The organism is Bacteroidota bacterium (assembly GCA_016194975.1).
Lineage (GTDB): Bacteria > Bacteroidota > Bacteroidia > Palsa-965 > Palsa-965.
The window spans coordinates 202046-216068 of sequence record JACQAM010000007.1 but is presented as its reverse complement, the minus strand read 5'-3'; the positions used below and the strand labels follow the sequence as shown (position 1 = coordinate 216068).

Annotated in this window: 4 protein-coding genes; all 4 read right to left on the bottom strand. The window is 45.3% G+C overall.

Annotated elements, in window-relative coordinates; all coding sequences use genetic code 11:
* Positions 1-39: 39 nt before the first annotated feature.
* On the bottom strand, positions 40-5661 hold the full coding sequence (locus HY064_05525; GenBank protein ID MBI3510102.1) for a gliding motility-associated C-terminal domain-containing protein: 5622 nt from the start codon (positions 5659-5661) through the stop codon (positions 40-42).
* A 152-nt stretch (positions 5662-5813) separates the two neighbouring features.
* Complete coding sequence (locus tag HY064_05520) at positions 5814-9614, bottom strand: gliding motility-associated C-terminal domain-containing protein (protein ID MBI3510101.1); 3801 nt, start codon at positions 9612-9614, stop codon at positions 5814-5816.
* A 172-nt stretch (positions 9615-9786) separates the two neighbouring features.
* Positions 9787-12195 (bottom strand): gliding motility-associated C-terminal domain-containing protein, encoded by a 2409-nt coding sequence (locus tag HY064_05515; protein MBI3510100.1) that lies wholly within the window; start codon positions 12193-12195, stop codon positions 9787-9789.
* An 86-nt stretch (positions 12196-12281) separates the two neighbouring features.
* Positions 12282-13958 carry a protein BatD gene (locus tag HY064_05510; protein MBI3510099.1) on the bottom strand — a complete coding sequence of 559 codons (1677 nt, stop codon included), beginning with the start codon at positions 13956-13958 and terminating at the stop codon, positions 12282-12284.
* Between the last annotated feature and the right edge of the window lie 65 nt (positions 13959-14023).

Here is a 14023-nt window from a genome sequence, read left to right as displayed (position 1 = left end):
CACCGGAATTTCCGATGACCGTTCAACAAGTGAAATTATTTACCGGATCAGGCTCACTTTACCAATGAGACTGTGCTTGTGTCCCATCACATCGATCGCTTTGATTTTCCAGACATAAGTATCGATCTGGCAAAGATCTTCGTGTCCCTGCACTTTTCCATTCCATCCTTTGTTCATGTCATCGGTGTAGAAGATGAGATTTCCCCAGCGGTCGAAGATCCACATTTCGAATTTATCAGGATCAATTCCGATTCCCTGTGCGAAGAATGTTTCGTTGATTCCATCTCCGTTCGGAGTAAATGCATTCGGAACGAAGAGCGTTACATCCGGATCTATGCAAATAGGATGGACGGTTGTATCCACGCATCCGTTCACTGAACTCACAGTGAGAACGACGTTGAAACATCCGGATCCGCCATACATGAACGAAGGATTCTGAAGTGTTGAGGAAGCACTGGTTGTATCACCGAATGTCCATGACCAGGTATTTGCGCCGATAGAAGCATCCAGGAAATAAATGGTTGGATCAAGTTCTGTTGTCGGTTGCGGACTTGCAGTGAAATCTGCAACTGGCAGCGGGTAGATCGTAATGTAATTCGGCATTACTATTGTGTTCGTGCATCCTGTAGATGTGGTTACTGTTAATGTTACAGAATAAGTTCCTGCAGTGATATAACAATGTGAAGGATTCTGAGAAGTAGAAGTTACACCATCGCCAAAATCCCAACTCCATCCTGTGATCGTTCCGTTTGCTAAGGTGGAAAGATCGGAGAAGTTCACGCAATGAGGAACGCAACCTGTGAGCGAATCACCAGCAAGTGTTGCAACTGGATTTGCATTGACAGTAATATTCACACTCGCACTGTCGATGCAACCATGCGCATCCTGCACTAACACAGTTTGTGGTCCGGTTGCAACAGGAACATAAGTCTGAGATGAACCTGATTGTCCGAGCGGCACCCAGTTGTAAGTGTATCCGGGAGTTCCGCCAGAAGCACCACCTGTAAGCGTTACACTTTGTCCTGCGCAAACTGCAGGAGGATTCACAGATGCAGTAACTACAAGCGGAGTTGGTTGAGTTATTGTTGTAACTGTTGTATCGGTACATCCTGCAGCATCTGTTGCTGTGAATGTGTAAGTTCCGTTACAAAGAGCAGAAGCGGTCAGGCCAGTTCCGCCCGATGGAGTCCATGCATAAGTTGGAACTCCGGTTCCGCCTGTTGTAGAACAAGTGATCGTGCCATCACACGCGCCATTACAACTCACGTTTGCAGAAGAGACAAAATTCGAAACGACACCTGGAATATTATTTACAGTAATTATAACTGTTCCTGTGCAGTTATTTGCATCAGTAACTGTGCATGTATAGCTTCCGGGTTGTACACCATTCCATGTTGCAGTTGCAGGGCCACCAGTCCACTGGTAATTAAGTGTTCCTGTTCCGCCTGATCCGCTTGCAGTCACAGATCCATCGAACTGGTTGCAATGTGCATCCACTTCAGTTGCTGTTGCAACAACTGCAGTCGGTTGTGTTACCGTTGCAGTTCCGGTTGCCGTACATCCGTTATTATCAGTTACGGTTATGTTATAAGTTCCAGCGCAGATATTACTGCATGATGGTTGATTGCAACCCGTGCTCCAAAGGAAGGTATATACTGGTGTTCCGCCGGAAGGAATGACCACTATTTGGCCGTCACAGGCGTTGAAACAGGTAACGTTGAATCCTGCAGCAGCTAGCGTAAGAGCTGTTGGTTCCGTTATCGTGAAGGTTTGTGTTATAATACAACCATTCGCATCCGTCACGGTACAAGTATAGGTGCCCGCGCAAAGTGATGCGGCCGTTGCAGCGCTTCCGCCTGAAGGGGTCCAGTTATAAGAGTAAGGTGTAACACCTCCGCCAACGGTTACCGTTGCAGATCCGTTACAGGCTGCATTGCAATTCACATCTACCTGCGTTCCTGAAATGGTAAGTGCAGGTGGTTCTGTTATTGTTACTGTTGCTGTGGATTGACATCCATTTGCATCTGTTACGGTGCAAGTATATGTTGCGGGACAAAGTGCGGTAGCGTTCGCCGCATTTCCACCTGCAGGTGTCCAGTTGTATGTATAAGGAAGAGTTCCTCCTGCTACAGTTACGTCGGCAGTACCGTTACAAGCGCCATTGCAAGTTACATTCGTGAATGCAGAAAGTGTTGCGGTAGGTGATCCTGCGTTCGGAACTGTAACAGAAATTGTGAACGTGCATAGATTCGCGTCTGTGATCGTGCAGGTGTACGTACCCGCGAGAATATTAGAAGCAGTTGCTGTAGTCTGCACCGGGGTTGTATTCCATGAATAAGAATATATCGGAGTACCGCCAGACGCTGTTGCAGTGGCAGATCCGTTCGGGTTTCCACAGGTAGATTGAATGAATGACGAAGTTGCCGTAAGAGCAGTAGGCTGAGTAATATTGAAGGTTTGTGTTAGAATACAACCATTGGCATCCGTAACAGTGCAGGTATAGTTGTTTGCACATAATCCTGTTGCTGATGATCCTGTTCCGCCTGAAGGAGCCCATCCATAGGAATAAGGAGGAGTTCCACCGGTAACAGTAACGGTTGCAGAGCCGTTGCACGCAGCATTACATGTAACGTTTGTTTGAGAAGGTGTAATTGCTAAAGCAGCAGGTTGCGTGATCGCGAAAGATTGTGTAACCGAACATCCTGCAGGAGAATTGATGGTAACGGTATAGTTACCCGCACATAATGCACTTGCAGTAGCGCCCGTACCACCAGAAGGTGACCATGAATAAGTGTATGTTCCGGTTCCACCAGAAGCAACAACTGTTGCGCTTCCGTTACATGCAGCATTGCAGGATACATTCACTTGCGATCCGGTGCTTGTAATGACAGGAGGTTGTGTGATCGTAACAGTAGCAGCATTCAAACAGCCGTTCGCATCTGTGACTGTGAACGTATAAGTAGCAGGACACAATCCTACTGCATTTGTTCCTGTTCCTCCAGTTGGAGACCAGCTATAGGTGTAAGGACTTGTGCCACCCGAAGCTGATCCGGTTGCAGTTCCATTACATGAACCGAAACAAGTTACGTTTGTAAATGCAGTGATGGTTGCAGTAGGAGATCCCGCGTTGGGAATTGTAACCGCAACGGTGAATGTGCAGAGATTTGCATCTGTAATTGTGCAAGTGTAAGTTCCGGATGGTAATCCAGTTGCAGTAGAAGTATTCTGAACCGGTGTAGAATTCCATGAATAAGTATATGGACCGGTTCCACCGTTACCGGTGGCAGTTACAGAACCATTTGAGTTACCACAGGTAGCGCCGACAAATGATGTTGTAGCTCCGACAGCAGTAGGTTGAGTTATCGTAAAAGTTTTGGTGATAGAACATCCTGCCGGAGAACTGATCGTGCAGGTGTATGTGCCCGCGCACAATCCGCTCGCAGTTGCACTTGTTCCACCTGAAGGAGCCCATGCATAAGTGTAAGTACCATTACCACCGGCAGCAACTACGGTTGCAGTTCCATTGCATCCACCATTACAAGTGACATTGGTTTGCGATTGAGTAGCAGTTATTGCAGGCGGTTGAGTGATCGAGAATGATTGTGTTATAGTACAACCTGCGGGCGAACTTATAGTGCAAGTATAATTACCTGCACAAAGTGCGGAAGCAGTTGCTGCTGTTCCTCCGGAAGGAGTCCATGCGTAAGTATATGTTCCTGTTCCGCCGGAAGCAACAACGCTGGCTGATCCCGTGCAACTTCCGTTACAAGTAATGTTCACTTGAGAATTTGTTGCTGTGATAGCTGGTGGTTGTGTAATGTTGAATGTTTGTGTTATAGTACAACCCGCCGGCGAACTAATGGTGCATGTATAATTTCCTGCACATAGAGCAGAAGCGGTTGCAGCGGTTCCTCCAACTGGCGCCCATGAATAAGTATAAGTTCCGGTACCACCAGCGGCAACTACTGTTGCACTTCCATTGCACGAACCGTTACAGGTAACATTTACTTGCGATGGAGTAGCGGTAATTACAGGGGGTTGTGTGATGGTGAATGTCTGGGTGTGGGTGCATCCGGCAGGCGAACTGATCGTGCAGGTATAGCTTCCTGCACATAGAGCAGAAGCGGTTGCAGCGGTTCCTCCAACCGGTGCCCAGGAATACGTATAAGTTCCTGTACCACCTGCGGCAACTACTGTTGCACTTCCGTTACACGTTCCAAAGCAGGTAACGTTCACCTGAGAGGGTACATCAGTGATTGCTGGCGGTTGAGTGATGTTGAAGGTTTGTGTTCCAGTACAACCACCTGCACCGGTAACCGTGCATGTATAGGTGCCTGCACATAATCCGGTTGCGCTTGATCCAGTTCCACCGGAAGGTGACCAAGCGTAAGTGAATGGACCTGTTCCACTAGTGACTGTTACTGTTGCCGATCCATTACAACTGCCAAAACACGTGACATTGGTTTGCGCGCCAGACAAAGTTAAAGTACCTCCAACAGTTGGGACAACAACGGTTGCGGTTTGAGATCCGCATGTTCCGGTAACTGTTACAGTATATGTTCCCGCACAGAGTGCAGTAGCAGTAGAACCAGTACCTCCACTTGGAGACCAACTATACGTGTACGCGCCTGCAGGAGTAGCCGTGACTGTGGCAGATCCATTACAAGCGGAACACGTGGCTCCAACAGCACTTGTTGTTAGAGTAATGGAGGCAGATGTACAGGCGACGCATGTAGTTCGCCAATAGGTACACGCAATGCATAAATTATAACAGTCGCCACTCGAACTCACACTAAAGTTAGCTGATGTTTGTCCGACTGCATAAGTAGTAGCAGTAGAAATAATATTCCACCAGTTCCATGTCAATGCACATGCAGTTCCATTGATCGACCATGAATTCGGATTGAATTGAATATCTCCAATGCCGAAAAATCCATTTCCGTTGGTAGGGGTTCCGCAAATTGCAGGGAAGGTCATATTCCAACTCGCATTTCCTCCATTGACAACAATTGCTCCATCCGCGATGTTGATCGTACCCTGCCATGCCTGGGAAGCATCACTCCAGATGACGATAAGAGTAGCTCCATCCATATCATTTCCCGATGTAGGAGGATTAGTAAGAATTCCACTGATGTTATAAGTTCCGTTTCCGCTAATGCAGGAAGTAACGTCTGCGCGATAAGTATAAGATCCTGCATATCCCCAGCATTTATCCGGACCCTGTCCAACAATTGCCATTGGATAATTTGTGCTGACAAGAGCAGGATTTACAATGGTTGCAGTTTGAGCTGCACCGTTTCCTGATCCTTCCGCCCAGAGATAAGCTTTTTCAATTACTCCGCATGCAGGAATACCGCTTATCACAAAAGGAGCAGGTTGATTAATTCCTGCAGGTGTGAAGCGTTTTCCCAAACGCTGAGATGCGGTTGCATAATTCAGTCCGCATTTTGTCAGGGAAAAAATATTTCCCATCGTTCCATTTCCATTTTGCGGATTTACATTGGGAATTGAATGTTGAACAGCAGTATTATCGCTGGGATGATAACCGCATGCACCCGGAATACCAGGGCAGTCATTCAACGAGTTGTTGTGTGTTTGTCCGAATGCAATTCCGGGGAGAAACATCACGAACAATATGACAGAGCGTAATATCTGTTTCATATTGGAAGGGATTTAAGTGAAATTCAAGTGTTTGCCGTAGCCAATATATAGCAATTCTGAATAAAATCAAATAATTGATACCAACAATTGTTCAAAAACAATAAAAAAGGCCGTTTCCTAAGTGAAAACGGCCTTCCGGTAAATAGTTTTTATCATCGAATTAGGGAAACGTGCCCTATCAGGCTATGCTTTTTGCCGAGAACATCCACCGCTTTTATTTTCCAGACATACACATCTTCCTGGCAAATATCCGAGTGACCTTGCACACATCCGTTCCATCCTTTATTAATATCAGTAGATGTAAATATGAGATTTCCCCAACGGTCGAATACCCACATTTGGAATTTTTCCGGATCAAGTCCGATTCCCTGTGCAAAGAAAATATCATTTATTCCATCTGCATTCGGGGTGAATGCATTCGGCACATAGATTGTTACATCAGGATCTATACAAACGACATGCATGGTTGTATCTACGCAACCGTTGGGTGTACTTACAGAAAGTACAACCGGATAACAACCAGAACCTCCGTAAGTGTAACTAGGGTTCTGCAAAAGCGAACTTGCATTTGTTGTATCGCCGAAACTCCAAGACCAGGTAGTTGCATTTATTGATTGATCCGTAAAATAAATTGTAGCATCAAGTTCCGTCGTTGGTTGTGGACTTGCTGAGAAATCAGCAATTGGATTCGTGAATACATTTACATAATTCGTCATCGTAATTGTATTCGCACAACCGCTGGTCGATGAAACAGTAAGCGTAATTGTATAAACTCCGGCGGTAATGTAACAATGAGTTGGGTTCTGTTGTGTTGAAGTATTGGCGTCACCGAAATTCCATGACCATTGATTGATCGTTCCGCTAGCAAGTGTTGAAAGGTCTGAGAAATTCACGCAAAGAGGAACACATCCCTGTAGCGAATCACCGCTGAGTCCAGCGACAGGAATCGGATTAACCGTTACAAGAACATTTGCGCTGTCCACACAATTATTCACATCCGTAATGTAAACGCTGTAAGTTTGGGTTGCAACGGGAACGATATTCTGATTCTGTCCAGGTAATATTCCTGGCATCCATACATATTGATATCCCGGAGTTCCACCTCCGGCTGTTGCAGAAAGTGAAACAGGTTGACCATTGCAAACAGATGGTGGATTCGCAGTCACTGTTAATGTTAATTGAGTCGGCTGAGTTACAGTTGCAGTTACGGAAGAAGTACATCCCGTTGCATCAGTTAGCGTAACAGTACAATTTCCGGCGGACAAATTAGGTGCAGTATTTGTTGTACTTGGCGAACAACTCCATGAATAACTATAAGGGGTATTTACCCCGTTATCCAGCACAGTAATGGAACCATTATTGCCACCAAAGCAAGACACATTACTCACCTGCCCAAGTGAAGCAATCACTCCCGGAATATTATTCACAGTTGCCTGAGCAGTGTCATCGCAACCATTTGCATCAGTAACTACAACGAAATAATTGCCCGGAGGAATATTGGAATAAGTAGAACCCGTAGCTTGCTGTGGATTATACCAAACCGGTGTAAGTCCTCCTGTTCCACCGGAGAAAGTTGCTGTTGCAGATCCGTCAGATTGGCCGCAATGTGCATCGATCTCCGATGTGGTGATAATGATTGCCGGGGGTTCTGTCACTGTTGCAGTTGAAGTAGCAGTACATCCATTGAGGTCAGTTACAGTTACATTATAAGTTCCGGCACAAACGTTTGAACAACTTGCAGCAGTACATCCCGTATTCCATGAGAAAGAATAAGGAGAAGTTCCGCCGGCCGGGATCACCACAACCTGTCCGTCACAAACTCCAAAGCAGGAAACATTAAAGCCAGCAGAAGTCAAAGTAAGTATGGGTGGCTCGGTAATAGTTACCTGTTGTGTTATAACACAACCATTGGCATCTGTTGCGGTACAGGTGTACGTGCCTGCGCACAAAGCAGGTGCGCTCGGCCCCGTTCCTCCCGATGGCAGCCAGTTGTATGTGTAGGGTGCGGTTCCACCTGTAACAGTTACAGTTGCGGATCCATTGCAAGCGCCAAAACAAGTGACGTTTGCCTGAGCTGCAGTAACAGCAAGTGCTGTTGGTTGAGTTATTGTAACTGTTGCAGTTGAAGTGCAGGAGTTGGCATCTGTTGTTGTGCAGGTATAAGTACCCGGACATAATCCAGTTGCATTCGCAGAATTTCCGCCTGAGGGCAACCAGTTATATGTGATTGGCGGAGCTCCACCAGCAACAGTTACGTTGGCTGTTCCATCGCAGGCATTGAAACACGACACATTGGTGAATGAAGCAAGAGTTGCTGCAGGTCCACTGGCGTTCGGTACAGTAACAGTAACAGTTGTAGTACATCCGAGTGCATCCGTGATCACACAGGTGTAAGTGCCCTGAGGAATATTGGGTAATGTTGGAGTCGATCCAGCGATCGGAGACCACGAATATCCATAACCCGGAGTTCCGCCAGCAGGAGTAACAGTTGCACTGCCATTCGAATTACCACAAGTGGCACCTACAAATGAACTTGTTGCAGTGAGAAGCGGAGGTTGCGTTATAGCGAAAGATTGTGTTCCAGTACAACCCGCTGCATCCGTAACAGTACAAGTATAATTTCCTGCACATAAATTCGGAGCAGTCGGATTAGTTCCTCCTGAAGGCATCCATGCATAAGTGTACGGAAGAGTTCCTCCGGACGGAGTAACCGTTGCAGATCCATTACATTGTCCATTGCACGAGACATTAGTCTGCCCGGTATTGGTCACAGTTATTCCACCACCTGAAGTTGGAACAGTGACAACAGCGGTGCCGGTTCCGCAGGCGGCCGTAACAGTAACGGTGTAAGTCCCGGCACATAAATTAGTAGCAGTGGAAGTTGTTTGCCCCGATGGCGACCATAAATAAGTATATGGACCGGCCGGAGTAACACTTACGGTTGCACTTCCATTGCATGCAGAACAGGAAGCGGGAGTTGTAGAGGTGGTTAATGTGATAGAAGAACTTGGAGTGCAAACAGTACAGGTTGTGCGATAATACAACCCTGCAATGCACAGATTATAACAATCACTAGGTGTACTGATAAAGAAAGGAGAAGTGGTTTGCCCGGCAGCAACTGTTGTATTCACTTGTTCAAAATTCCACCAGTTCCATACGATAGGATCAGCTGTGAAATTCAAATCAAGAGAAGACACCGCCATTTGAATATCACCCAATCCGCAAAAGGCTACCGCATTCGTTGTAGCGCCGCAGACTGCAGGGTAATTCATATTATAAGTTGTACTTCCGCCATTGATGACGATAGCTCCATCGTCAATTATTAATGTTCCGGAATACAATTGCGTTGGATCTCTCCACACAACGAGCAGTGTTGCGCCGTCCATATCATTTCCAGGAGTTGGCGGGTTTGTGAGGATTCCACTGATGTTATATGTTCCATTTCCACAAACGGAAGGAGTTACATCAGCGCGATAGGTATAAGATCCGCTATAGCCCCAGCATTTATCGGGACCAGAACCTACTACTGCCATTGGATAACCTGCCACACCACAAGGGCCGTTGATATTTGCAGTTTGTGCTGCGCCGTTTCCTGATCCTTCCGCCCACAAATAGGCTTTGAGAATAATTGCACAGGAAGGAATTCCACTGATAACAAATGGCGCAGGCTGATTTATTCCCGCAGGAGAAAATCGTTTTCCAAGTCTTTGAGATGCGGATGAATAATTTAATCCACATGCGGTATTGTTATAAATATTTCCGAGCGTACCGTTACCGTTTTGGGGAGTTTGATTCGGGCCCGAGCGCGATACATTCGAAGAATTAGTGGAATGATATCCGCAGGCACCTGGAATTCCAAGACATCCTGAACCGGAAATATTAGTTTGGGCGAACGCAAAAGAGAAAAAGAAAACAATCGCGAACGTTACGAGAAAGCGTAGATGTTTGATCATCTTGTTTCCGTTTTTTAGAAAATGGTGTGTTTATTAGGTATTTGCCAATGGCAATTTACTTCAAATAAATGGTTATTCCAAATGAAGTTGGCATTAGCCCAAAATCGAGGATAAAAAACATAAAAAAAGCGGCCTTTATGATAGTAGCCGCTTATTAAAGAATTCAAAAATGTCAATGAATTAAATTCACGTGACCAATCAATTTATGCTTGAATCCAAGATACGCATCCGAATAAGTGATCACCCAAACATAGGTATCGATCTGGCAAAGTGTGGGGCCATCTTTTACGTGACCATTCCATCCTTTATTCTGATCATATGTTTCGAAAAGTAAATTTCCCCAGCGATCAAATATCATCATGTGAAAATCATCCACATATTCACCATAAGATTTAAACTCATCATTCTTTCCATCTCCATTCGGTGTAAAAGAATTCGGAACATAAATCGTAGTATACGGAACAATGACAACATCCATTGTAATTGTATCTGCACAACCGAATTGGTTGACCACAATTTCAGTGACCTGATAAATTCCTGTATCGGGATAAGTATGCGCAACATCGGAACAACCAATTGAAGTCACGGTGTTCCCATCACCAAAATCCCAATAGCATGTATCACCGCCAATTTCTAAATCCTCGAAGGAGATCGTTGCTTCATCAATTGTAGCAGGTTGCGAAGAAAGGATATTGACCCCGGCAACCGGTGTCGGATCTGCCGTGATATAATTGTTGATCGTAAGAGAATCTGTACATCCGTTCACATCATCAACATGAAGCGTCACCGGATATGTACCTGGAATTATATAACAATGTGAAGTATTGCATCCTGAAGCAGAAGTGTTATCTCCGAAATTCCAGATGCAATTTGCGCTTGAAGGATTTGATGAACCCGTGAAGTTCACACAATGCGGAGCGCATCCGCTCAATACATCGCCACTGAAAGTGATTACAGGAAGTGGATTGACGGTCACTGTAAATGTTGTTGTATCAGCAGGTGTATTGCAGACATCCGTTGCGACTACAGTATAGGTTGTAGTTACCGTTGGAGAAACAGTAATGGATACGTTGTTTGAATTATTATTCAACCACAGCCAGGAATAAGGTGGCGCACCACCCACTGCACTTACCGATAAAGTAGTTGATTGTCCAATACAGATCGGGGAAGTTCCGGCGATAGTCGCAGTGATAGGCACAAGTGCGGGCTCTGTAATATTGAATGTGAATGAATTCTGACAACCGAAATTATCAGTGACATCCACAACATAAATTCCCGCAGTAAGATTTGACGCAGTGCCGGTGATGCTCACGTTAGGTGTCCAAGTGTAAGTGAATGGCGCGGTTCCCCCTGTTGGAGTTACCGAAGCAGAACCATTATTCCCTCCATTACAAATAACATTGACCGAAGTAGTATTCATTGGCAAAGATCCAGTGCCCAATACTACAACCGTATCAACTGTTGTGCAGCCAAGACTATCCGTTGCTGTGCAAATGTATTGTCCGGGCGGCAACGCTGTTGCAGTTTGCGTGGTTTGAACCGGTGTGGTATTCCACGAATAAGTAAAAGTTCCTGATCCTCCAACCGGTGTTGCACTTGCGGTTCCGTTACTTGCAGAACAACTGCTTGGTGTTTGTGCCATTGTAAGAGTAAAAGGATTGGCGCAACACGTTTGACAATTTGATTGAAAATACAATCCCATCACACAAAAATTATAACAATCGCCGGAAGAATTATTTCCGAAAACCGCAGACGACTGCCCGGGAGTAACTGTAGTTGCAACATCAATATCATTCCACCAATCTTCAACAGTTGTGATCGGGAAAACTCCATTTAAAGTAAGCTGAGAACCGAGGCCCTGCAGATCACCAACGAACATGAATGCGCGCGCATTACTCACTGTTCCTGTACATGCAGTAAATCCTGTCATAGTTTGTGTGGTGGTTCCACCATTGATCACAACAGCTCCATCCCATATATTAATATCACCCTGGAACGTTGCAGTCGGATCACTCCAGATCACAACCATTGTTGCACCATCAACATCATTCGGATTTCCGGTAGGAAAACCACTGATCGTATAATTTCCATTTCCATTTGTAATGGAAGTAATGTCGGCGCGATAAGAAAAAGTTCCTACATATCCCCAGCATTTATCCTGATCCTGCCCAATCATCGTCATTGGAAAAGCAGCAGATGATGCCGACGGATTTGTAACGTTGATCGTGATCGCAATTCCATTGCCTGAAGCGTCGCACCAGATAAATGCTTTCTGAATATTTGCTGTCGCTGGAATTCCGGCAATAGTAAAAGTTGCAGGTTGAATAACACCCGGTGGAGAAAATCGCTGACCGATCTTGACCGTGGCTTTAGTATAATTCAAACCACACGCCGACATTGAAAAAGTGGGGCCGAGTGTTGCGTTTCCGTTCTGTGGCGAATTCGGATTGCCCACACTCAATGTATTCACTGAATTTGTTACCGCTGGATTATGTCCATTTTGGGGAGTTGATCCGCTCTGTGCACTAAGGGAAAGCGCAACAGTAACAACCGAAACCGGGATCAGGAGTAGTTTTTTCATCATCGTTTGCCGGGGCAAAGATAAAAAAAAATAGGTAATCACGACAAATCATATAAATTCATCGACAAAATAGACGATAATATCGACTAAAAACCCAATTCCAGAAGAATTTTCTGGCAGTTCATAATAATGTCACGCAGTTCGGCAGAAGGAATTAATCTCCGGGAGTAACGCTTAAGCGAAAGATCATTAATAAGGACGATCGTGCGCTCACACATTTCGGGTTGGAATTTTTTCAAACCGAGACGATAACGAATATTTGAAGGAGAAGATTCTTCCCTCTGCAATTCACATCGCAGACAAACTCCCAGAAGAACGGCTTCGTACAATTCGATGATACACCGCTGCGGATTTCCGTATGAAAGATATTGATCTGCACTTTGCATATGATCGACAGGTAATGGACCGGTATAAACGGGAATCGGAGGTTCTGCCGATTTCCCACTTGCAATTTTTTCTTTTCTCAAAAGTTCCCCCTGTTTTTTTTTCTTCTGCAAATAAATGAGCAACACTGTCAGAATAACGATCACCATGGGAATAATGATCCAGAGCGCAGTTTCAAAATAAGAAGTGCTCTCGTGTTCACCGGGAAAGGAATCCGGCAGGTTACTTTTTAAAGCAGCATTGCCCTGAGCAGCCGCATCAACGTGAAGATCGAAAGAAGAAGATTGAACAGTGTGGTACTTTTGATCGGCCGGATCCCAGTAAGAAAATGAAACCGGTTCCAGGTGAAAATCGCCTGCCTTATGCGGAATAAAATTGAACGTGAATTTTTTGAATCCGGAAACTCCGGCAGAAGTGGTCGTCAGTGTATCATACGCATCCGCTGGAAAAACGTCGAAATCCGAAGGGCAATTCAGTTTCGGAAGCTGTACAAGATTTACGTTCCCGCTTCCGCTTACGATGACGGTGAGTGTTACCGGTTCATCCGCTTTCACCGTGTTTTTATCCAATGAAGCCTTCAACGTGAATTCTCCGACGTCACCGGAAAAACCGGCTGGCTTTCCCTCATCAGGAACTTTTACTGAATTAACTGAAACAGGTTGCGATTGAAGCTCAACTGTAGTTTCTGTTGAATTAAGATCATCCACAATTTCATCTCCCGTAGGGAAAGCAACCGTTTTTACAGTACACGGAAATGTATAGATAGGAAGTGGGATTTTTCCTGTACTGTTGGCAAATACAAATTCACGATAGATCACTTTTCCAACGTAAGTCACTCCGTTAACTATAATTGTTGTATCAGGATAAGAAAAATCGATGGGATACGGAGCGTTGTTATAATAAAATCCAACAAAGGATTGTGCAATGGGCCGATCGGAACTGTAGTACGTTGTTCCCGGTATTCCATAAATGCGGATCGTGAGTCCGATCTGTTCTCCCACCTTCACGGTTCTCTTATCTGGTTCGCAACGGAGAAAAACTTTTGTATCGCGCGTGATCTTCACCGTGCCGGTCGTGGAAACTGTAAGCGTAAGTGAGTTCGAAAAAATGCGTTGTGTTCCTGACTGAACATAAGCCGGGCCGATGGTGAAAGTTCCTGTGCGCGATGGCTGAATCTCGAAGGTCTGGCTCAGATTTACTTTGCCGCTTCCTCCGGCATAAGAATAATTATTGGAAGTACTGACGATCGCAAAACCATCCGATTCAGGTAGTGTGGCAAAATCAGTTGCATCCTGCACCTGACCAGAGAGGGTGATGACCGCGTTTTCCCCGAGTGTGATGGTATCCTTATTGCAACTGATCTGCAATTGCGCAGACACAGTATTGCCGGACAATAAAAGAAAAAGTACTGTCCGTAAAAGAGAAAATATTTTCCAGTTCGTTC